General features: G+C 48.4%; 15 protein-coding genes. 14 read left to right on the plus strand and 1 reads right to left on the minus strand.

The annotated features are described in order from the left end of the window. The first annotated feature begins 4 nt into the window (after positions 1-4). The 4 genes from ASG89_RS07475 to ASG89_RS07490 all read left to right on the plus strand — a co-directional run bounded on the left by ASG89_RS07475 (position 5) and on the right by ASG89_RS07490 (position 5,343). A complete protein-coding gene (locus ASG89_RS07475; RefSeq protein ID WP_082592828.1) occupies positions 5-1,120 on the plus strand; it encodes a glycoside hydrolase family 105 protein in 1,116 nt (371 codons plus the stop codon). A gap of 211 nt (positions 1,121-1,331) precedes the next feature. After that, positions 1,332-3,068 (plus strand): sensor histidine kinase, encoded by a 1,737-nt coding sequence (locus ASG89_RS07480; RefSeq protein WP_082592830.1) that lies wholly within the window; start codon positions 1,332-1,334, stop codon positions 3,066-3,068. A gap of 1 nt (position 3,069) precedes the next feature. Next, the gene (locus tag ASG89_RS07485; protein ID WP_268795595.1) at positions 3,070-4,593 is read left to right on the plus strand and encodes a response regulator; all 1,524 of its coding nucleotides are present in this window, start codon (positions 3,070-3,072) and stop codon (positions 4,591-4,593) included. A 273-nt stretch (positions 4,594-4,866) separates the two neighbouring features. Continuing rightward, positions 4,867-5,343 carry a GNAT family N-acetyltransferase gene (locus tag ASG89_RS07490; RefSeq protein WP_057309969.1) on the plus strand — a complete coding sequence of 159 codons (477 nt, stop codon included), beginning with the start codon at positions 4,867-4,869 and terminating at the stop codon, positions 5,341-5,343. Positions 5,344-5,386: 43 nt separating this feature from the next. On the opposite strand, the gene ASG89_RS07495 is transcribed toward ASG89_RS07490, so the two are convergent. Next, positions 5,387-7,720, minus strand: coding sequence for a helix-turn-helix domain-containing protein (locus ASG89_RS07495; protein WP_057309970.1), 2,334 nt, complete (start codon positions 7,718-7,720; stop codon positions 5,387-5,389). Positions 7,721-8,023: 303 nt separating this feature from the next. Here ASG89_RS07495 and ASG89_RS07500 point away from each other — a divergent pair, with 303 nt between their 5' ends. The 10 genes from ASG89_RS07500 (at position 8,024) to ASG89_RS07545 (ending at position 24,220) form a co-directional block, all read left to right on the plus strand. Continuing rightward, positions 8,024-9,583, plus strand: coding sequence for an extracellular solute-binding protein (locus ASG89_RS07500; protein WP_057309971.1), 1,560 nt, complete (start codon positions 8,024-8,026; stop codon positions 9,581-9,583). Between the two features lie 93 nt (positions 9,584-9,676). Then, positions 9,677-10,576, plus strand: a complete 900-nt coding sequence (locus tag ASG89_RS07505) for an ABC transporter permease (protein ID WP_057309972.1) — start codon at positions 9,677-9,679, stop codon at positions 10,574-10,576. Between the two features lie 13 nt (positions 10,577-10,589). Then, positions 10,590-11,459: a carbohydrate ABC transporter permease gene (locus tag ASG89_RS07510; RefSeq protein ID WP_057309973.1), complete on the plus strand. Its 870-nt coding sequence runs from the start codon at positions 10,590-10,592 to the stop codon at positions 11,457-11,459. Between the two features lie 63 nt (positions 11,460-11,522). Then, positions 11,523-16,160: an Ig-like domain-containing protein gene (locus tag ASG89_RS07515; RefSeq protein WP_063867764.1), complete on the plus strand. Its 4,638-nt coding sequence runs from the start codon at positions 11,523-11,525 to the stop codon at positions 16,158-16,160. Further along, complete coding sequence (locus ASG89_RS07520) at positions 16,054-17,901, plus strand: heparinase II/III family protein (RefSeq protein ID WP_082592832.1); 1,848 nt, start codon at positions 16,054-16,056, stop codon at positions 17,899-17,901. Before ASG89_RS07515 ends, ASG89_RS07520 begins: the two co-directional genes overlap by 107 nt. A 63-nt stretch (positions 17,902-17,964) precedes the next feature. Beyond that, a complete protein-coding gene (locus ASG89_RS07525; protein ID WP_057309975.1) occupies positions 17,965-19,959 on the plus strand; it encodes a family 10 glycosylhydrolase in 1,995 nt (664 codons plus the stop codon). A gap of 102 nt (positions 19,960-20,061) precedes the next feature. Beyond that, positions 20,062-20,289: a spore germination protein gene (locus tag ASG89_RS07530; protein WP_057309976.1), complete on the plus strand. Its 228-nt coding sequence runs from the start codon at positions 20,062-20,064 to the stop codon at positions 20,287-20,289. A 119-nt stretch (positions 20,290-20,408) separates the two neighbouring features. Beyond that, positions 20,409-20,654, plus strand: coding sequence for a hypothetical protein (locus ASG89_RS07535; protein ID WP_057309977.1), 246 nt, complete (start codon positions 20,409-20,411; stop codon positions 20,652-20,654). 181 nt (positions 20,655-20,835) lie between these two features. Further along, the gene (locus ASG89_RS07540) at positions 20,836-22,680 is read left to right on the plus strand and encodes a sensor histidine kinase (RefSeq protein ID WP_057309978.1); all 1,845 of its coding nucleotides are present in this window, start codon (positions 20,836-20,838) and stop codon (positions 22,678-22,680) included. Next, positions 22,652-24,220 (plus strand): response regulator transcription factor, encoded by a 1,569-nt coding sequence (locus ASG89_RS07545; RefSeq protein ID WP_057309979.1) that lies wholly within the window; start codon positions 22,652-22,654, stop codon positions 24,218-24,220. The genes ASG89_RS07540 and ASG89_RS07545 overlap by 29 nt, the downstream gene beginning before the upstream one ends. Positions 24,221-24,300: the final 80 nt, after the last annotated feature.

The raw sequence follows: 24,300 nt of genomic DNA on the forward strand, positions 1-24,300 counted from the left end.
AATCATGACAAACGAAATGCTGCTCCAAAAAATTGGACTGGTCGTAGATAAGCTTATGAATCTGGGCGGCAGCGACTATGAGAAGGATAAAACCGTGGTCCAGGCCGATACAAGCAAAGGGATTGTCCAACGGGATTTCGGAATTGAAGAATGGGACTGGCCCCAGGGCGTCGGTCTCTATGGTCTGTATAAACTGCAGAAATATTATAGCGATCACCGCTATATGGCATTTTTTCAGAACTGGTATTCCCGCAATTTGGAAGTGGGACTGCCGTCCAAAAACATTAATACGACCGCCCCTTATCTTGCTTTGGTGATGCTCCTGGATCAGTTGGAGCCTTCTAACCAGTTGGAACAACTATGTCGGGATCACGCGGATTGGCTCGTTCATGAGCTGCCCAAAACCAAAGAAGGCGGCTTCCAGCATACAGTCACTGCAATTGGCAACCGGGATGGAGTCCACTTGCACAATGGGCAGATATGGATTGATACGCTCTTTATGGCGGTTTTGTTTCTAAGCCAGGCTGGGCGAAAGTTTAACCGGCCGGAGTGGGAGCAAGAAGCCGTACACCAGATTCTGCTCCATATCAAGTACTTGTTCGACAAACATACCGGACTGTTCTTCCACGGCTGGAGTTTCGAGCGCAATGATAATTTTGGCAGCATCTTCTGGTGCCGTGGCAATTCCTGGTTCACCTACGGCCTCGTGGATTACCTGGAAACTTGTCAGGATACGATTAACCCGGGCGTCCGTCAATTTCTAGTTGATACGTATAAAGCTCAGATCAATGCTCTCGTTCCGCTCCAGGCCGCTTCCGGTCTCTGGCACACAGTCCTGCAAGACATTACCAGCTATGAAGAGGTATCCGGATCTGCCGCAATTGCTGCGGGTATTCTAAAAGGCATAAAAGCCGGCATTCTGGATTCCTCCTATCAGACTGTTGCAGATACAGCCATCCAGGCGGTTTGTCAAAATATTAGCGGGGATGGAACTGTGCTGAATGTTTCGGCTGGAACCGGTATGGGAATGGATAAGGATCATTATAAAAATATTACCATCATGCCGATGGCATACGGGCAGTCCCTTGCTCTTATTGCCTTGTATGAAGCTTTAACATAATAGGGGTAAACCGGACCGGAGCATGATGCGCTTTCTTCTTAAGTAGACAGGTAAAATGAAAACCTTGTTTACTTGGAAGGAAGCGTTTTATAATACAGTATGAAATTCAAGGGGGGAGGGGAGCTGACTGTATCCCACAAGCTGGCCGGGAAATATAGCTGGAAAGATTAAGGGCAGCTTTAAGATCAAACTGATCGTGCTGCTCTCGTGTATGGTAACACTTGCCTTTGCCTTGGCAGGCTGGATGGTTTACCGGTCAAATATCCAGTTAATGGAGGGTGAAATCAGCAGGCAGTTCTCCATCGCCAACGAACAGGCTTTGGCCCGACTGGAGATGTCCTTCCAGGAAATAAACCGGGTATCCCAATCCATTATCCTGAATCCGAACATCGAACTGTTCCTCAGGGAGAACACCGTTCCCGTAAGCGATTCTTACACTCAATTCAAGAACCGTAAGTATGTGGAAGAGCAATTGAATATGCTGCTGGTGGATGCGCCGTCTATCCGTTCCGTTTTCTTATACAATGAAAACGGGGAAATGACGGTTCTTTCTAAGACAGGTGCGTCGGGAGAGCCGGGAACAGATGACTTGACCAGGATGATGGATAAGCTTAAGCCCCATCGGGGGAATATGGTCTGGGGCCGGGCCGAGGCGGCCAGCACCATTGATCCCGACGGTCGCAGAACGGTTCTGGTTGCTGCTAGGCGGATGCTCAATGAGAAGCTTATCCCATATGGCACCATGGTGCTGGTGATGGAGGAAAGCCTGGTATCCAAGGTGCTGCGAGATCTTACGGAGAACGGCAGTGGCAAGGTGCTGCTACTGGAGCCTATGGGAGGTATGCTTTACTCCAATACCGACCAAAGCGAGATGGAGCAACTCTTGCAACTGACAGAAGCAAATTATCCCCGTTACGTCAAAATGAATGGCATCTCCTATCTGTTTGTCCGCCACGAGCTGATTCCGGCAGGATTTACCCTTTATGGAGGGGCTTCCTTGCAAGAGATACAGAGGAAAAATAAAGACATCATTCAGGTATTGGCATTTGCCGGAATCGGCGTGATCCTGCTAAGTGCACTGCTTATTACGATTTCCACCCGGACACTCCTGACTCCTCTGGCCCATCTGATGCAGGGACTGCGTTTGCTGCGTTCCGGCGATTTCACGGTCCGTGTAAGAGTGGATTCCGGCGATGAGTTGGGCTACATCGGAGACAGCTTCAACAGCATGGCGGAGCAAGTGAGTGAGCTGATCAATAAGGTATATTTGGCGCAAATCAGCCAGAGGGAATCGGAGCTGAAGGCCATCCAGGCGCAGCTGAACCCTCATTTTCTTCACAACCTGTTCAATGAGCTGTATTGGAAGCTGTATAGCGACGACCAAGAGGAGACGGCGCTTCTGATCAATGCCATCTCGGAGATGTTGAAGTATTCCATTAAATCTGTTCAGACGGATACGACTCTTGGTGAAGAGCTGCATCAGATCCGCAATTACATCAAAATCCAGACAGAGCTGTTCACTGGCGAGATTGAAACCATTATTCAAGCTGAGGAGTCTCTGCTGAATCTGCGGATGATGCGATCCCTCTTACTGCCGGTGGTGGAAAATGTTTTTGTGCACGCTTTCAGTGATATGGAGAGTGACCGAGTGCTGCGGATTAAAGCGTTCCTATTTAATGAAGCGCTGCATATCGAGGTAGCTGACAATGGCTGTGGCATGGATAAAGAAACCCTGAGAATTTTGACTGAGGAGGATGCTGTGCTGCCAGACTGCAATAAGACGGGAATCGGCTACAAAAGTGTGTTGAGGCGCATTCAACTGGTATACGGACCCTCTTATGGAGTGGAAATTATCAGCAGTATAGGAAAAGGAACGGTTGTTCACATGACGCTTCCTATTAAGTCCGGGACACTGGGGAGTCATGAGGAGGGGACGGATGAAGGGTAAGATGTTTATTGCAGAAGACCAGCCAAACTTCCGTAAGGGATTGAGGAGGCTGGTAGGGAAGCGGTCCGCCGAGTGGGTGGTCATGGGGGAAGCTGGAAATGGCCGGGACGCCTTGTTAATGATGGAGAAATGTGTCCCGGATCTCTTGTTGACCGATATCCGGATGCCCCATATTGATGGTCTGCGGCTGGCTGAAGAAATCAGAAACCGCGGTTGGCTAACTAAAATTGTGCTTGTAACCGGATTTAAGGATTTTACATATGCCCAGTCTGCCGTCAAGTTCGGGGTGCTGGACTTTATCACGAAGCCTTGTGTGGAATCGGATATCTTATGCGTACTCGATCGGATTTATGTGCAGCTGATTAAAGAAAGCCAGTCCCAGCTCTTGGTAGAGGGCTGGAAGCGCCAGCATGAAGACAGCGAGCTACGCTCGGCGATCATGGGCATGCCCTGCAACGGTGAAGAGGTTGACGCTCTGCTAAAACGGATGAAGCAATGCGAACTGCATTTTCTCCGTGTTCCTACCTATTTCCCACCGGAAAAGCATTATTCAGATCAGGATGTGCCGCTTTTGCAGTTTGCTTTCTCCAATATAGCAGGGGAGCAGTTGAATAAATGGTTTCCCGGCGGCTTTCGCCTGTTTCCCTTGAACGCTTCGGAGTGGGCTTTATTGGTGGACCGGAGTGTTTCCCGGCAGGATACATCCTCTTCATGGCTGCAGTTACTTACCGATTCTGTCCATCATTATCTAAGGTTGGTTCTTGAATGCAACGGACAAGGGCAATGCGCTAGTACGGAGGACTTACACCAGGGCTACAGACGGTATTGCCGGGAAGGGTATAAGCACCACGGTTCTGTGAATGAATCACTGCTCAACCAGACAGCGCTTTACGAGAAGGAGAAGGAGATTGTAAGCTGGCTTATGTCGGAGGATAACAGTCTGCTGAGCCGGGAGATGCAGGGGCAAGCTCTCCGGATATGCTATTTACCTCCGCAATCCGCAAAGATCGAAGCGCTGCTGCTGGCTGCTGCCATTCTCCGGCTGGTGCAGGTCCAGTTTCCCGAATGGCAAATGATCGTTCGCCCTATAGAGTGGGATTCTGTCTACAAATGTACAACGTCGGAGGAAATTGTAGCATGGCTGAAGGGATACATTAATGAATTCCTGCAGTCCCACAATAACTGGCTTGCTAGTAAGAATGATAATCCCGTCAAGCAGGCCATTCGGTTTATCGAAGAGTCATACATGGGGGTATGCGGCTTGGCTGAGGTGGCAGCCCATGTCCATCTCAACCCCAGCTATTTCAGCAATTTGTTTAAAAAGGAGATTGGGGAAAGTGTCACCGTCTATGTCCAGAACCTGCGCGTACAGAAAGCGAAGCTTCTGCTGAAAAGCACAGAAATGAAAATATTCGAAATTTCCGAGGCTACCGGATTCAACGATTCTAATTATTTCACTCATATGTTTAACAAAATAGCGGGAGTCTCCCCGAAGGAATACCGCAAGCAAATGGCTGGACAGTGACTCCTCAAAGAAAAAGGTTGCTCAAAAGCATTAAGAAAATGAAGTCATTCACACCAGCAATCAAAAAAACACACTCGTTCCAATAGGCCGGTGTGTTTTTTTGATTTTGAAATGTTGCGCTCGCGGCAACTCTTCTTTTGTTTATAATAGAAATGTACATTTTTGTTTAATAAAGGTAAAAAATTAAATTGTTTCCTTTCGCTATGAATAGAATCCGAGTCAGCCAGAACCATGGCTTGAATTACAATAAAAATTTTAAGGGGGAAGCCCTGCATGATTACTCTCAGAAAAATCACTTTGGAAAACCGGCGTGCTATGTTTAACTTGGAAGTTTCGGAGGACCAACGCCACTTTGTTGCGTCAAATCTGTCTAGTGTTGCTTCTTGTTATGTTCTTTCAACGAATGGGGGACATCCATTCCCGTTCGTCATTTACGCGGATGAGCAACCCGTCGGGTTCGTTATGGTGGCTTATGGTATCACTGGATACGATGAGCCGTCAATCGCAGAAGACAACTATTGTATCATGCGACTCATGATTGACAAGCAATACCAAAACCGTGGTTATGGTCGGAATGCCATGGCTAAAATCTTGGAATTTATCCGCACTTTCCCAGCAGGGCGAGCACAATTCTGCTGGATCCCTTATAAGTCCGATAACGTCGCAGCCAAAAGGCTATATGAGAGTTTCGGCTTTCGTGACAACGGGGAAGTGTTTAATAACGAATCCATCACAGTATTGCGACTCTGATATGCTAGTTTACAACGTTCCGCTAAGCCACTTCGTCCCGCGCCTACTCCGAATCCCCCATACCCCCCGCCGGAACCTGGTCCACCGTCTGCAGTAGGCGGTATTGTCCTGGCGTACTCCCCATGCGAGATTTGAAAAGCTTGCTGAAGTAACTGACGTTCGCATAGCCGATTTCACGGCAGATGTCTTCCAACGAATATTTTGGCTGCCGCAGCAGTTCACAGGCACGTTTGATTCGCAGATGAATCAGATGGTCGTTGATTGTTGTACCCGTTGTTTCCTTAAAAATACGGCTCAAAAAGGACGTGCTTCGCTGCACGTGTCCGGCAACCGTCTCGATCGTGATGTTGTTATTATAGTTCTTCTCCATAAATTCGGTAGCAAGCTGCAAGGTCATATCATTGAGCTTCAACCGCTTCTCCCGATTGTGCGCAATGATTTGGGCGCACATCTCCATCAAGCGTGCCTCCATATCGCGAAGTGTCTGGATATCGGAGGGCACGAACGGTCGATCTCCGAGCACGGCGGTCATATCTCCTCCGGTTTGCACCAGCGTTTTCACAATCTCCCCGCTTAATTGAAAGAAGAGTTGCTGTACATTGGCTTTTCCCAGCCTGCGGGCGGTCACCTCTTTGGTGATACGGCTAATCGTCTCCGCACATTCCTCCTCGTGCAACTGAAGCAGCGCCTGAAGCAGCTTGGTCTCTAGCTCGTAGGGGTAGAAATAGGTCTCTTCATCCTGCTTCCAAGAGCTAACGATGGTATAAGGCACGATTTCTCCCTTGCCGACATACATTTTGAGGCTGAGTGCTTCGACCGATTCTTCATAGGCGCTTTGAGCCGACTGCACACCTGCATGGATGCGGCTAAGGCCGATCGTAGCCATGATGCTGTAACGGCTCTCCATGTTACTCTGCAGTTTTCTCGCAAGCTCAACAGGGAAATCATCTTGATTGGCTGGTACAGCAAGCATGATGATTAAGATGCGTTCATCATCTCTGGCGAAGATTTCACCGTCGATCTCGAGTCCAATTTCTTCAATTAAGCCATATTGAAAGAGATGAAAATGGAGATTGCCAGTTGAGTCATTCAGCAGTGATTGTTCCTCCAACTCGATGGTGAGGATGGCAAAGCGTTCAAAATCTAGCTTTAATCCCAAAAGCTCCGCTGCATCCTTCTCCAGACCACTGCTTTGCTGAGAAATCGCCCGTCCCTTGATAAGATCGCTCAAATATTTCTCCTTGATCGCTGAACGGTTGTCGCCAAGCAACGTTTCTACCCGTTCCTTCTCGCTGAGGATCGTTTCCCGGCTATGACGAAGCCGTTCGAAAGCCATCTGAATGAAGCTCGCTTCGTCGGCGGCAGGCAGGGAGGCTTCTGGGTTTGCTCTCTCGCCGCCGCTGATATAGGCGAGAACGCTTTTGAGCGGCCGATATAGTCGCTGTGAGATATAGATCAACAACACAATGGCAACAGTAACGTAAATCGCAGAAATGGCAGCCACAATCATTTTAATGCGGTTAAGGCCCTGGAGCAGAACAGATCGTTTGGTCAAATTAACAAACTTCCAGCCTGTCACGCTAGAGGTCGTGTAGGTCACAATCCAATGACGATCGTCAACGTAGGAGCCGCTTTCCGGAGCGGATAGCACGCTTTGATCAAACTTCCCGATGAGGGCAGCCGCTTCTTCCGTTTCACTGTAGAGCGGTTCGCCATTGGAACCGAGGACAAGCGTCAGTCCCTTTTTATTATGATAATGGCTCAAATATTCTTTAAAGAGCACGTCGAGCTTCAAATTGATCACAATAGCCCCATCAACTGGACCAATGAGCGGCATTTTCTGCATTAAACTGGTGGCCAATGTCCCTTTGGCCGCATTGCCAGGACGATTGGTAAGCCACACCGTCCGGTTCGCTGTGTCTTCATTCATGACTGTCATCCAAGAACGGTCTGTGAAGGATGATAATGGAGACATTTTCATATCGGAACGGGAGGTCAGTATGAGATCAAGTTTATTGTATACGAGATAAATGGAGTCGATATAAGGACTCAGCTTCTGCTGCTCTTCCAAAAAGCGAGTCAAGTCAATGAGTGAAGATACACTCAGCTTATCGTTGATTTTATGATAGAGATAGGACTGGGTCATGACCATGCTCGAGGCGATATTCTGTATCGCATAAAGTTCTTTATGAATCAATTCTCGCTGCTGCTCCATGATGGATTGATTATATTCAATCGAATTCTGAATGCTGGTATCGGCAGAAATCGTATAGGTGACCGAGGAAATGAGGATGACCGTGACAATGACGATCGCCGTCATAGACAACAGCAGTTTGACGAAGAGAGATCGGTTGCGAATGAGTTGAAGACTAGGCATCCAAACCCTCCTTTCGTAGTGTTAGCGTTTTCAAGTTCGGGTGGATAACGTACTCAGCACCATGCAAATTATAGCACAGAATGAAGCACGGGGAAGGCGAGAGGCGAAAAACATACGAAAAATCGGATAACATAAAGCGATAAAAACAGCCTCAGAAAGGAAAAACATAATGAAAATCGAATGAGATCATTGTGTAGTTGAGTGCCACGGGATATCGTAAAGGATGTAACCGTTCCCAATTCCCGGCCGGGGTAGAGCGCGTTAAGGAACGGAAATCATGATGTGAAGCAGGGGGAGATTATTGTGCCTATCTATAAAATGAAACCAGTCGCACTCACCGTATTAGCAGCTAGTATGGCCGCAAGCGTACTTAGCGGATGTTCCACAGATAAGAAAACAACTTCCGAATCGAGTCAACCGAGTAGTACTGCTGCTGCAAAGCCGATTGAAATTACGTGGGGCATTCAATTCCAAGCGCCGGCTGTCGTGGCCGATACGCCAGTACAGAAGTGGCTTGAACAGAAATTCAATATCAAAATCAAACCGGTCAAAGTGACCGATGCCAGTATCGCTTCCGGTGACGTACCGGATGTGTTCATGCTGGGTGATCCATCGAATGTATCTGCCTACCAAGCACAAGGGGTTCTGATGGACTTGGATCCGGGCATGGTGAAAGATAAAATGCCTGAATACTATAAAGATGTTGAGCAGTCGAAGGCGCTGTTCCAGACGGTAACATTTAGCGAGAAGCTCTGGGCAGTACCGATGTTTATCGATTTGAAACCTTATGACCTTACCATGTTGTGGCGCAAAGACTGGCTCGACAAGGTCGGTATCACGAAGCTTCCAGAGACTCTGGATGAATTCGAGCAGGCGGCTTATGCGTTCGCCAAGAAGGATCCTGACGGCAACGGCAAGAACGACACCTACGGCTTGACCGGTACGGCAACGTCGACATGGTCGACGGGCTTCTACTCGATATTTGGCGCATTTGGCGTACAACCAACCATGTGGCACGAAAAGCAAGGTCAGATTACGAACGGTTCCATTATGCCAGAAGCCAAGGCTGCTCTTGAGAAACTGCGCAAATGGTATGCAGACGGCGTGATCGATCCTGAATATATAACAGATACACAAGATTCGTACCGCAAGAAGCTGTATAACAGTCGGATCGGTGTGATTGAGGAGCAAGTTGGTAAAGCAGCACTCGCTGATGGAGCGACAAATGTAGCGATGAAAGACATCAATCCGAATGCCAAGCTCCAATTGGGTAAAAATCCGAAGGGACCTGGCGGCAGCGGCAGCTGGGATTGGGGAGTTAAAAGTAATTACATCGTGCTTGGCAACAAGGTGAAGAATGACCCGGCTAAGCTGAACAAAATTTTTGAAATACTGCGAGCAGAGAGCAGTGACGAAGAAACGATCAATATGACGAGCTTGGGTGTTAAAGGAACGCAATGGGATTTTGCAGCGAGCGGAGCGACTTCTGGCGCAACGAAAATCTTAACGGGCTTCGAAAAGCAGGAGCAACGTGATGCAGTTGGCATCCGGTTGTTCTCCCTTGGCAATATCACGACCCGGGCCTACCGGGATAAATATTCAAACCCGCAGTTGAACGAAGCGGTTCGTACTTATTCTTCCGCACCGAATCAGACAGATGCGTTATTATTCGCTGCGCTTCCGTCCGATGGCAAATATAAAAAAGATTTGACGGCGCTGACACAAAAATATTTTGCACAAATCATCAGTGGAGAAGTGCCGCTTAGTGATTTCGATAAGTATGTCGCAGAATGGAAAGCTAAGGGTGGAGACGAGTTAACCAGAGAAGCCAATGAGATGTACAATAAGCAGTTTAAAAAATAATCAGCTTAAGAAGCGAATCCGTATCCTCGGCTGTAAGTCATACGCTGCTGCCGAGGGAGGAGCCGCAACTGGCCCTGAGGAAGTGCACATGACATGAAGACGATTATGAAAAATAGGGAGCTGTTTGCGCTCTATTTGTTTGCCTTTGCCTTTTTTCTCGTATTCAAATATGGCCCGATCTACGGAGTGCTGATCGCTTTCAAAGATTTTCGCGTTGTCGATGGCATATGGGGCAGCCCATGGGTGGGCTTTAAGCATTTTGAGGCGCTCTTTCATTCATCCGATTTCTACCGATTGCTGAGTAATACGCTGCTGCTGAATCTTTATTTGCTGCTGTTCGCCTTTCCCGCACCGATCGTGCTGGCGCTTCTGCTGAATGAAATTAGATCCCGCTTTTTTCAGCGCTTTGTGCAGATGACCATGTATCTGCCGCATTTCGTTTCGTGGGTCATTATGTCCGGTCTTGTTATCTATTTCCTGTCGCCGACCACGGGCATTGTGGCTGAGATCGTCAGCTGGTTTGGTGGGAAACCGGTATTTTATATGGGGCATAAGGAATATTTTCGCTCCATTGTGGTGGGTTCGGCCATTTTGAAGGATATCGGTTGGGGCTCGATTATTTATTTTGCTGCCCTGTCGGGCATTAATCCGGAACTGCATGAATCAGCAACCATGGATGGCGCGAATCGCTGGCAGCGTTTGTTTCATATTAATATTCCGTCGATTATGCCAACCATTGCGATTATGTTCATTCTGAGCCTAGGCGGCTTCTTGAGCGCAAACTTTGAACAAATTATCAACTTGCTCAATCCTGTCACCTTCGATACGGGAGATGTCATTGACACTTACGTCTATCGCGTTGGACTACAGCAATTTCAATACAGTTATACGGCTGCGATTGGCTTGTTCAAGTCTTTAGTAGGGTTGCTGCTGATTCTCGGGGCTAACTTCACGGTGCGCAGACTAAGCAAGGGAGAGAGTGGCTTATGGTAGGAGGATTCGCAACATGAGAACTGGAAACTGGCAAGATCGATTAAGCGTTAGCCTTATTTATATCGTACTTGGCGTTCTCGCCATTATTGTCGTCTACCCTTTTATTCACGTGCTGTCGGTATCGCTAAGCGGAAGGGGAGAGGCGCTCCGCAGCGGCTTTCACTGGATTCCGAGGGATCTGACCTTGACGCCATACAAGGAACTGTTGACTTACCCGTTCATCTGGAAAGGGTACGGCAATACGCTGTTCCGTATGGTCGTTGGCACAGCCCTTACCCTGATCGTTACCATTTGCGCAGCTTATCCGCTGTCTCGCAATGAAATGCCATGGAAGCGGGTATTGGTACTGCTCCTGCTCTTTACCATGATCTTCGATGGTGGGATCGTGCCGAATTATTTGCTAATCAAGGAGCTGCATCTGTTGAATACGCGGTGGGTCTACGTGCTTCCGCATGCGGCGAACGCATTTCAGGTGTTGGTGATGATCTCGTTCTTCCGCTCAATTCCGGATGCGCTAATTGAAGCAGCACGGATTGACGGAGCGCGTGATCTGCGAATTCTCATTCGTATTATTTTGCCGCTGTCTGTTCCTGTTTTAGTTACGATCGGACTTTGGTCGCTTGTGTATCACATTAATGCATTTATGGACAATTTGCTGTATGTGACCGATCAATCCAAGTTCGTGTTACAGCAGATCGTTCGGCAAATTCTGATCGAGAACAGGCTCGATCCGTTTACGACAGCTGTGAATGAAGTTCCGCCTGCGCCTGAGAGCTTGAAGATGGCAGCGGTCATTGTATCCGCTCTTCCCGTGTTGGTCATGTATCCATTCCTGCTGCGTTACTTTGAGAAAGGTACAATGATTGGTTCGGTGAAGGGATAACGCTGTCCTGAATACGTCTCTCCTGTGACAAGTAAAATTTTCTTTACGAAGGGATGTAGTGCTATGTTTAGAAAAAAAGCAATCATTCTCGCGATCACAGCTATGATGTCGAATTTGTTTATGTTACCTGCCGTTCATGCCGAATCCGGATTACCGGAAACGGCCTTCTATGTAGCCACCGATGGAAGCGATTCCAATTCAGGTGGGATCGATGAACCTTTTCAAACGATAGAGAAGGCTCGAGATGCAGTTCGTCAGTTGAAGAATACTTCCGGCTTGCCGGAGGGTGGTGTGACCGTTTATTTGCGTGGCGGCACGTATAGTAGAACAGCTAGCTTCCAGATTGAGGGACAGGATTCAGGTACGGCTGCAAGTCCGATCATCTACAAAGCCTATCCGAACGAGAAAGTAAGTCTGTCCGGCGGCCAATCACTCGAAAAGAATTGGTTTACACCAGTTACTGATCCGGCCATCCAGCAGCGGATCATTAGTGCCGATGCCCGCACTAAAGTGCTGCAGGTTGATCTGAGTAGTCACGGCATTTCGGATTACGGCGTGATGAGCCGACACGGTTACTACAAGGCGAACGATGTCAGTCAGGTTCCTCCCATGGAGCTGTACGTGGCAGGCGAGGGCATGACGCTTGCGCGCTGGCCGAATAACGGTACGGTGCAAATGGGGGACATTATCGATGCGGGTCCGACACGTAAGGATGCTGATCTGCAGGATCGAGGCGGGACATTCAGTTACACGTACGACCGGCCGCAATATTGGACGAATGCCAACGACATTTGGTTGGACGGTATTTTCGGTTACAGCTGGGAATGGTCGTATAACCAAATCGCTTCGATTGATACCGTGAATAAACAGATCACATTGCGCTATGGTGAAATGAGCGGCTTGTTTAAGAACTGGTATCCGGATTTTCATTTCGCGCAAAATTTACTCGAGGAAATTGATATGCCTGGTGAATATTACATTGATCGTACGCAGGGAGTCTTGTATTTCATGCCGACCGCATCGTTTGAAGCGGAGCATCCCGAGATTACCGTTACGATGCTGAAAACACCGATGATTAATGCGGTCGGGGCTTCCTATGTCACGTTCGAGGATCTGACTTTGGAGAATGGGCGCGATTCAGCTGTGGTGATTATGGGTGGCGATCATGTGCTGCTATCCCATTGCGAAATCCGCAACTTTACAAATGGCGGCGTGCAGATTAATACGCAAAGCCGATGGTTATACAATGATTTTGCGACAGCTACGGGGGTGAATCACGGGATAACGAACAGTCACATTCATCATATCGGCGGGACAGCGGTCACATTGAACGGAGGCAGCCGTGTCACCCTGGAGCCTGGCAACAACTATGTGGAAAATTCGCACATCCACGACTTCGCTTATTATCACAAGGCGTACAATCCGAGCGTCATTCTGACCGGTGTTGGCAACCGTGTGTCGCACAACGAAATTCACGATGCACCGCATCCTGGCATTCTGATCTTCGGCAACGACCATCTTGTGGCGTACAATAACATTTATGATGTATGCAAAATGTTCTCCGACCTCGGAGCTATCTATATGAACGCAGGCGAGACACCGCAACAGCGGGGGACTGTCATTCGGGGAAATTATTTCCACAACATTGGCGAAACCAAAGCTGGGGTAGAGGGCGTTTATCCAGACAATTTCACGATGGGGCTGACGATTGAAGATAATATTTTCTACAAAATGGGCAATTCCGCAATTAAAAATAACGGCGGGGCACACATTAAGACCCAGAATAATCTGTTCATTGATAGTGAAGTCCCTTATGATTATGCCGACATTTATCTAGGTGATGCACCAGATAAGCAGATCCCGAAGAACTACATGCCGAAATGGCAGGCGTTATTTGCCCAAAACAACAATTTTGTCGGCACGCCGTATTTGGTCAAATATCCGGAGCTCGCGGACTTCTTTACGGAAAATCGGTATTATCCGACGACGAATACCTTACAGAACAATGTGATATATAACCCGACCAGGGCTCGCAGCAGCATCACTAACGCGCAAGGGGCGTACGATAAGTTTAATTTGCTGCAGTATGCGAATAACTGGGTGACGAACAGTGATCCTGGCTTTGTCAATCTAGCGGGAGGCGATCTCAATCTGAAAAGCGACGCCGCAGTGTTCCAGCAAATACCTGGCTTCCATCCGATTCCTTTTGACGACATAGGAATTATTGGCAAAGCAGGACCGTATCTGGCGCCAGATACCATTCCCGTACAAAGTGTTCGGGCTTACGACGCAAACGTGACGATTGGAATCGGCAAAGCGTATGAGCTTCACACGGCTGTGCTGCCATGGGATGCGACAAATCCACAGCTGCTATTTACGTCCAGCGATCAGAGCGTGGTCAAAGTGGACAGCAAAGGAACGCTGAAGGGGGCGGGCATCGGTCAGGCCGTCATCACGGTCACTTCCGCAGAAAATCCGCTGCTTCAAGATGAAGTCATGATTAACGTCGAGATCGGAGACGGTATTTATGAATATACCGATTTCGAGACGGGGCGAAACAGCTGGCCGGTGGATCCGAATCGTTCCGTCGTAGATATGGAAGGCAATCATATGTATAAAGTGCTGAAAGGCGCGACGGCAGTTTCACCGAACGAATATGCCAACTACGAACTAACATTCAAGATGAAGACACCGCCAACGATGCCGAGCCTCGGCACGATTTATTTCTTCGACAGATTAGGTTCGAGCGGCGGGGGCCGCATCGGCTACCGCAAGATTGAGGACGGCACGTCCAAGTGGCTTCTCTATAATAAAGCCTGGGGGACCGTTAAGGAAGTGAACCTGCCATACTCAGATTTGGCGGCGGATACCGAGTACAGTATCAAGCTGCTTGTAAAAGGGGCTGACATCAGCCTCTATGTGAATGGTGTGCTGAAGTTAAAGGCGACGGATTCAACGTATAATCCGTCTGGAACGGTCGGCTTCTATGCAGGTGGATTTGACTATCTGCTGTTCGATGACATTAAGCTGTCGGTGCCGACCACGAAGGTAGCAGGGCTCCTGTTGGATCGAACTAGCACAAATCTCGGGGCAGATGAAGGGCTGAACTTGCATGTGAGTTTTGATCCTTCAGATAGCGTTAATCATGCTGTTATTTGGACATCGAGCAATCCCGCCGCAGCTGTTGTCGATGGGAATGGTTTAGTCACCGCCGTCGGACCAGGTGAGACGGACATTACCGTGACATCGGTCGAGACTCCAGAGGCGTCAGCAACTAGCCACATCATCGTGTCGGACGTTCTGCAGAAGACGGACTTTGAATCTGGCGGAGGCGGCTGGCCTGTGGATCCGAATCGTAGCATTATCACGGTTAACGGTGATCATAAGTATAAGCTGTTAAAAGGGGCGTCCGCCACATCTCCACGTTCGTTCACAAACTACAATTTGACGTTCAAGATGAAGACACCAGCCACGATCCCGAGCGCAGCGACGTTATATATCTTTGATCGCTTGGTTTCCGGCAGCGGTGATCGAATTGGGTATAGGAAGACGGTGGACGGAGCGTCGCAATGGATTCTGTATAACGGTGCCTGGGGGACTGTGAAACAGTCCAACCTGAACTATGAGGACTTGGCTCCGAATACGGAGTATACCTTTGAACTGATCGTGAATGGCGCGGATATCTCCCTATTGGTCAATGGGGTCCTCAAGTTAAAAGCTTCTGATCCTGCGCACAATTTGACCGGAACGATTGGGTTCTATGCAGGCGGCTTCGATAATTTGCTCTTTGACGACATCGTGGTTACGCAGCTTCGTGAGCCGATAACGGCAGCATCCATCACGCCTGCCCAGCCGGATGGAGCCAATAACTGGTACGTGAATCCGATTACGATTCAATTAGATCGTGGTGAACGATCGTCCACTCTGGCCCAAACGAACTATAGTTTGGATGGAGGGGCGACTTGGCAGCCTTATCTGCAGCCAATTGTGATCGATACGGAGGGCATCCACACGGTTTCTTATCGTTCTATTGATTACGCCGGGAACGTGGAAGTCGTACAATCGGAAACTATTCAGCTAGATATGACGGGTCCAAGTATAACGGTTTCCACGCCGAGCGTGAATCAGGTGTTGAAGAACAGTGAAGTGCTCACGCCTCAATTTATATTAACCGATTCCTTGTCCGGTGTAGATTCGTCGAGGACCCAAGTATGGCTTGATGAGCAACAAATCGTTGAAGGAGATCAGATTCTACTATACACGCTCCCTCTAGGGATGCATGCGCTCAGCGTGACGGGGGTTGATGCAGTGGGGAACGAAGGAAGTCACACGGTCACGTTCCAAACCTATGCGGACATCGATTCGATGCAAGCGCTCATTAGTCAGTTTACGGCCATGTCATGGATTGATAATAAAGGAATTGCCAACAGTCTGGTTGTAAAGCTGCAGCATAACCAATTGGATGCATTTATTCATGAAGTGGAAGCACAGAAGGGTAAGCATATCACATCAGCTGCTGCTGAGATACTCCTGAGGGATGCGAGTAACTTGCCGATGACGGTGAACCTGACGATGAACCAAAAAGGAGAATTCCATGATTCCGTTTCATCAATTAAGAGAAGCGATAATAGCCGTTCAACAAAGGCCGACAACCCTGACATCTGGGGTTCTGACACCGGCGAGAAGAAGGGACCTGCTTGAGGCCCCGCATCTAGCCCAATTAATGAAGGAAATACGTGAGGAAGCAGAGAGGGCCAGGCGTGAGCCTGTTCCTCTCCTGTCTTTCTCGGATTTCCAGACATTTCATTCGTTAGGAACTCGTAAGGAATTCGAAAAGCCATATTTTGAACGCAGAGGACGCTTACTTGCCCTTGCCTTGTCGATGGCGCTTGATGATAGCGATGAGTATAAGGAGACGTTAGAAAATCTGATCTGGGAAATTTGTAATGAGTACGCCTGGGCCGTACCGGCCCATCTACCGGATACGATAGAGAAAGTATTGATATCGCGTGTACCTCCGAACCGCTATGTGGACTTGTTCGCCGCTGAAACGGCGCATGCTTTGGCAGAAGTGCTGTATCTCGTAGGGAACCGTTTGAATGATTGGGTAACGCACAGGGTGAAGCAAGAAATCGAGCACCGTGTGTTCCAGCCTGTGTTCGAAAGTGCTCATCATTTCATCTGGACTTCAAAGACGAATAATTGGTCGGCCGTATGTGGCGGTGCCGTCGGGATGGCAGCGCTGTTGCTGATCGATGACCGGGAGCGGCTTGTTGGCATGCAGGATCGGGTTGTGAGCGCCATGGATAGCTTTCTTGCTGGATATGGAGAGGATGGCTGCTGTCCTGAAGGCCTTGCCTATTGGAGGTACGGTTTTGGGTATTTTGTCTACTGGGCTGAGATGCTGTATGAGTTTACGAATGGATCGATAGATTTGTTACAGCAAGAAAAAATCAAGCGGATTGCCGAATTCCCGGCAGCTGTTGCACTTAGCGATTCCTCCTGCATCAATTATTCGGATTGCAGGCCCACCTTTAGGCCGGCAACTGGACTAATCAGTCGGTTATGCCGCAGACTTGGCATCGCTCCACCGACAATGTCAAGTGTGCCCTCGTTTCATGAAGATCATTGCTATCGCTGGCCGTTCGTGTTCCGCAACTTGATGTGGACAGAGCCCGAATGGCTGCATGCGCAAGGTGCAGAGGGAACATTCTACTTTCCCAGTACGGATTGGTTGGTGGATAAACGCGAAACCTCCAAAGGTTTGCTTGCTTTCTCGGCCAAAGGAGGTCATAACAACGAGCCTCACAACCATAACGACCTCGGTCATTTTATTATCCATACTGAGGGTGATACGCTGTTGGCAGATCTCGGAATGGGCGTATACACGCGAGAATATTTCGGGAATGAACGCTATGACCACCTGCATGCCTCATCTGGGGGACATTCGGTTCCTATCATCAATGGTGAGCAGCAGGCAGCCGGTGAAGCGCACAGGGCCTTCGTCACAAGATACGAAACGGATCAAGGCGCTGTCAGGTTTGAACTGGATCTGACGCTTGCCTATAGACCGGAGGCACGAATCCACGCATTCAAACGGTCCTTCGAGTGGAAGGTCAGCCAAGAGGAAGCGAGAGCGGAGCTAACGTTAACGGATCATTTCGTATTTGATGAGGGAACAAGTGAGTCAGAACGGAGCATATCGGAGCATTTCATCAGTTTCCACAGGCCTGTGATCAACGGTGGCGAGGTAACCTGGTTGGGAGAGAAAGGGAGCGTCGTTTTACGATTTGACCCGTTAGAACTGACGGCGCATGTGGAAACGGTAGAGATACCTAGTCGAGATCCCCAGCCATTGATGGTGTATCGATTATATCTTCAAGCCAGGCAGTTGGCTCAAGTGTATGCATGCAGGCTAATCATATCATGCTGCCTATACTGAACTCCTTCACTGAAAAGTGAAATTAACTATATAGATTTTGCTGAATAGAAAGGAAGAGAAAGCATGCGATTTCGCCAGGTGCATCTTGATTTTCATACTTCCGAAGCAATAGCGCCAATTGGAGCACGCTTTGATACCAAGCAGTTTCAGGTCATGCTTAAGCTTGGCCATGTGGATTCTGTTACACTTTTTTCCAAATGCCACCACGGCTGGGCTTACCATCCGTCAGAGGCGAATGACATCCATCCTGGGCTGAGCTTCGATTTGCTTGCCGCCATGATTGAGGCTGCACATGACATTAACGTGAAAACACCCGTATACCTATCGGCTGGCCTGGATGAAAAACTGGCGAGACAACACCCGGAATGGCTCATCCGTGATGAGAGCGACCAAACGAATTGGGCCAAGGGCTTTATGCAGCCAGGCTATCACCAGTTCTGCTTAAACTCTCCCTATCTGGACATCCTGATCGAGCAGATCCGGGAAGTCGTGTCCCGATATGATCTGGATGGCTTGTTCCTGGACATCATAGGAATCCGCAAATGCTACTGTCATAACTGTGTAGAGAGTGTGCGCCAGGAAGGACAGGATCCACGGGATGAGCAGACTATGCGAAAGTTGTGGGAGAAAACCTATGCGAATTATACGGCGAGTGTGAAGGAAACGGTCCAATCCATCAAGCCAGGGCTGCCAATCTTCCACAATGGCGGACACATTACGAGAGGTAGACGCGATCTCATTGGTATGAACACACATGTAGAACTGGAGTCGCTGCCGACGGGTGGTTGGGGCTATGACCACTTCCCGCTGTCGGCTAGGTATGTGCAACCGCTTGGCGTCGATTTTCTCGGGATGACGGGGAAATTCCATACATCTTGGGGAGAATTCGGCGGCTATAAGCACCCGAACGCGCTCCGTTACGAAACTGCACTCAGCATGGCCAATGGCGCCGGCTGTTCGATTGGCGATCAGCTGCATCCTGACGGGTATATGGATGAAGCGACCTATGCCCTGATTGGCGCGGCTTATCGTGAGGTCGAGGCCAAGGAGTCATGGTGCGTAAAGACGACGAATGTTGCAGATGTGGCGCTGCTATCATTGGAAGCAACTGGCTTCCATCCGAAGGCCAATGTGTCCAAGTCGGATTCCGATGCAGGAGCTGTGCGCATGCTGCTTGAGGGCAATTTCCTGTTCGATGTCATCGATCAAGAACATGATTTTACGGCATACAAGGTGCTAATCTTACCAGATTACGTAGCGGTGGATGATAAGCTTCAGAGTAAATTGGAGCCATTCCTATTACAAGGTGGCAAAATTCTCGCCACGGGTTGGTCCTGCCTTGATCCGGAGGGGACTCGATTTACAATCGAACTCGGGGTGCGGTATGTAGGAACAAATCCATATCGCCCCGACTATTTCCGTACTCTGTTCAGTCTCGGAAGCTGTAGAGAAGCTTCCTACATTTTCTATTCACAAGGACAAAAAATCGAACTCGCGGGCGGAACCGAGCTTGCACACCGTGAAAACCCTTATTTTAACCGCGATCTGTTTACTTTCTGCTCGCACCAACATACGCCAAGCAGCAATGAATATGGCGGACCGGGTATGGTAGAAAACGGAAGAGGTATGTATATAGCGTGGAACGTATTTGAAGATTACGCGACTAAAGGCAGCCTCATATTGAAAGAAGCGGTCCTGCATGCATTGGATCGACTGCTCCCTGACAAGACACTGCGAACCAATCTCCCGGTGCAAGGCGTAGTCACCCTGCAAGATCAAAAGGAAGAGAATCGTCTGGTTAATCACTTGCTGTACGCAACCCCAATCCGCCGTGGGAAAAACATCGAAGTCATCGAAGATATCGTTCCCCTATATGACGTCCAGGTTTCCATACGTACTTCCAAAACCGTGAAGAACGTGTATATGGCACCTCAGATGACAGCGCTCACCTTTACATACGAGGACCAGACGGTTTTCTACACTATGCCTAGGTTGGAGTGTCACCAGATGGTTGTCATCGAGTATGAATGTTCCACGAAAGAAGAACAGGTTCATTAGGACCTGTTCTTCTTCATGCTCAACCGGCTATCCATCTAACAAGTGACCAATAGGCACATGAGTACATACAATGGTTAAGAGCTGGAAGGGAGTGGCCGGAGCATGCCAGCAATTATTAACGGAGGAATCAAAATTCTTAATGTCGCCCAGGGCTCCAATGTCCAGATTGGCGATACCTTAGCAATTAACCTGACTAGCAGCTCCAAAATTTTTGCGGGAGCCAACTCATTTTCGCCAGGGGATAGCTTTGGAAGTGTGCAGAATGTGCTGAATGGGAGCACGAATACGGTTGATCCTGATGTTGTGGATACGCCGAATAATACGATATAATTGCCGACTGTCTTCTTCCATAAATTGGACGATACTGGAGTGGGAATTGACGGTCATAAAGTGATAAGGTGCTGCGAAAGATATACGGAACGCGAATCCATTTTAGGGGATAGAGAAGCTTGTTAAAACGAAAAGTGATTCGGATATATATCGGAAATATGATCTGGTTCCTTCCTGTCCTTATTTTGATCATAGGGGTCAATCCTTCTGTCTTGGGCAGTTTTTGGTGGAAGGCGCTGGGCGTTCTACTCTTTGCTAGCATTGTTGTCATATGTATCTGTTCATGGTTTCAGGTACACCGTGAACAACGTGAACTTGATAAAAAACGGCTCGATTATGAATCTGTTGTATACCGTCAATTTTAGTGTCAATTCTAATAAAACTAACTGACCGTCGATGCGATAAGCACCGGCGGTTTTTTCGTGCATCTAAAGATCGTATCCGTTTTTCGATAATAAATAGATGTCAGGGAGTAAGGGGATGTATTACACTAGTAGGTATTATTACAGAGGAAAGACATGGCACAATTCAGGAGGCCATCTGTAGATGAAGCATCGGCAAGTGCTGCAGTACATTAATCAACATTTTAAAGTGAAATTAATTTTGACATTGTCGATCATCATCATTCTTTGTTCCCTCATTACGGGGTACATTTCGTATCGTATTTATTTGAATTTGTTCGAGAGTGAAATTAGTAAACAATATTTAACGACTAGTGAACAGACGATTGAGCAGATTGGATTCAAAATCCAAGATATGTATCGGATTACCGATTTTATTATTTTTCACCCCCGAGTTGAGCAAATTGTGCAAGGGATCCGTGCGGAGCCGCCAGCGGGCGAGACCAAAGCCTATCGCAGATTTATTCTGGAACGTGAATTGTCGGAAATTTTGTTGCCATTGAAAAACGAAACACCGCAAATACGTGCGCTATATATTGTTGATTTGGAAGGGAATAATTACTACTTCAGTCATACGAACCCGTCGATGCAGATCACGTTTCCTGACTTCTACCAGAGGGTGAAGACGGGTGTGAACCAGACCTCGGCAGAGATCGTGTGGCAGCGATTAAATATTCCGGATTCCTCTGATCCTTCCGGGGAGAGGAGCAATCTGGTCGCAACCCGCTTGCTCAAATCGACGAAGCAGCAAGCTGTTTACGGGACGCTGGTCATGATTATTGATGAGTCTTTTCTGACGAGTCCCTTAGACAAACTAATGGCTGGCAGGACGACTGGGGCGTATATTTTCGATCAATATAATCAATTGCTGTATAGTCGAGTGCCGCAGGGCAGGGCTGGGATTATTCCCGCATGGGAGAATCAGGAGCGCTCTTTTATCGAGCGGAATGAAAATGAGGATTATCTGTTTGTGAAAAGTACCTACGATGCCCGCTCATTTAAGCTGGTTAGTGGTATTTCTTTAGCGGATATCGAGGAAAAGGGCAGGATGGTCTATCAGGTTGCCGTCATTTCTGGTCTCGTCAGTGTCCTGCTGATGGCAGTCTGTGTCTCGATTTTCAGCGGCAGGATGTTGAAGCCTTTACGCGGATTAGTATCCGCTATGCATCAATTGCGCAGAGGTAATTTGGAGGTTGAAATTCCCAAAACATCGAATGATGAGTTTGCTTTTCTTGCGGAAAGCTTCAATCGGATGGTTGAGAACATTCAATCGTTGATTAAGGAAGTGTACGTCAGCAAACTGAGTGAACAGGAAGCGGAGCTTAAGGCACTGCAGGCGCAGTTGAATCCGCATTTTTTATACAACGCACTGAATTCGATTTATTGGAAAATCATGCTCTTATACGACGATGTAGAGACGGCTTCTTTGGTGACAAGTTTATCTGATTTGTTGCGGTATTCATTGGAATCAGTATCTACGCCAAGTACGTTGCAGGAAGAGCTTACGCAGATTCGCAATTATATGACGATTCAAGAGGCTCGGCACGGTGAAGGGCTGCATGTTTCCATTGAAGCAGAGGAAGAGTTGTTGGCGTGCGGCATGCAGAGGCTTATCCTGCAGCCGTTAGTAGAGAATGTATTCGTTCACGCGTTTCGGGATCAGCCGGACAACAAGCGGTTATGGATTCGAGCGTTCCGCCATGGCGCGGATTTACAGATTGAAATTGAGGATAATGGGAGCGGCATCGATGAGGAGACGTTTGTTCGTTTGACGGAAGACCAATCAGTGTATGATCACCAGAGGGAACGGGAGAGCATTGGTGTTCGGAATGTTGTACGTCGTATTTACTTGGTTTATGGTGAACCCTATCGCTTAGAAATTGAACGTTTGCCGCAAGGCACGCGGATGCGCTTGATTCTTCCGTGTGAACAGATGATGTCTTTCGAAGGGGGAACGGTGGATGAACCACATCTTATTAGTGGAGGATGAGCCTTTATTTCGAAAAGGGCTTGCCAAAATGATTACGGGCTCTGAAACTAACTGGCATGTCTGCGGAGAGGCCGAGAACGGGCAGGAGGCAGAAATCCTCATAGCTGAGAGGCTGCCAGACCTCGTCATTACGGATATCCGTATGCCATTGATGGATGGCCTAGAGCTGCTGAAACGGAGCAAAGCCAAATTTCCGCATATCGAGTTCATTGTCATAACTGGATTTCAGGATTTCCAATATGCACAAGCCGCATTGCGGTACGGTGCCATGGATTTGCTCATCAAGCCTTGCGGTAAGCAGGATATTTATGATGCGCTAGATAAAGCTGAGGTTCGAGTATTGGAGAAACAAGCGAATCTGCGCAAAGCGGAAACGGAGCATGCCCTATTGTTGGAGAACACGCTGAGAGGGCTCTTGTTGCGCTTTCCCTATCGTGCAGAATTAGCAGTGGAGCTAGAGATGAGCTTAGCGGACTGCAAATTGATTTTGTTCCAGATCACGGACTTCATGCCGTCACACAAACAGTATATGAAGCGGGATATGCCGTTACTGCAGTTTGCGGTGCTTAATATGATCGACGAATTGCTCGATATGTATCACATGGATGGAAAGCTGTTATTGATCGAGAATGGGCAATTTGCCTTGCTTTGTCAGGATTCGTTCGAAGAGAAGATTGTTTGCGAAGCGGCTTGTGAAACGGTGGAACGGTTGCTTGGCTTACAGATGACCTCTTATTGTGCAGGGGCAGCAGCTGGCGTACAGGATCTTGCCGATCTATATGAGGCCGGGCGCAGGATGTTAGGTACCTCGATGGTTGTGGCAGAGGGCAAAAACGATGCTCAGGTCGACAAACAGTTATCGACGAATCGTGCGCAGCAGCAGTTGATTAGTACGCAGACGATTGCTTTTATTCTGGCTGGACAAATCGAGTCGATGAAGCTATATCTGGCCCAATTGATGAAGGACATCTATAGATTGTCTGTGGAAAATGGGAAAGTGGAGGCCTTGTCGTTCAGCTTTGCCTTGCAGGATACAGCGCGCAAGCAGTTTGAGATGGCGTATGACTCGCAGTTATTGACAGAGCGCATCGCGCTTCTGCACGCCTGTGGCACCAATGACGAGGTATCTCATTGGACGGGCATGGAATTGGACCGTTTCATGAGCAGCTTTACGGCGTGGCAGGAGAAATATAGCGAGAATGTCGTGTGGAAGGCGGCTCGGTACATGGAGGAACATTATGCGGAGCAGCTTCCTCTTCAGCTGGTGGCCTCGCAAGTGCATTTGAATGCAACGTACTTCAGTCATTTGTTTAAAAAAGAAACAGGACGCAGTTTTGTTGATTATTTAATTGAACTGAGGATGGAGAAAGCGAAGGGCCTGCTGGCTAACACGGATATGAAAATCACCGAGGTGTCTGGCGTCGTCGGGTACGATTTGCCGAACTATTTTGCTAAGCTATTCAAGCAAACGACAGGTCTAACGCCGAAGGATTACCGCAAGATGGTTCGCCCCGATCCCATGAGCAGTATACGGAACTGATTATGCATAGAGTCCCCCATTGTCGTAGTCAGACGATGGGGGCTTTTTTTGCCGTGAAACGGAAGCAGAATAGGGTTGCT

The organism is Paenibacillus sp. Soil766, assembly GCF_001428105.1.
Taxonomy (GTDB): Bacteria; Bacillota; Bacilli; order Paenibacillales; family NBRC-103111; genus Paenibacillus_E.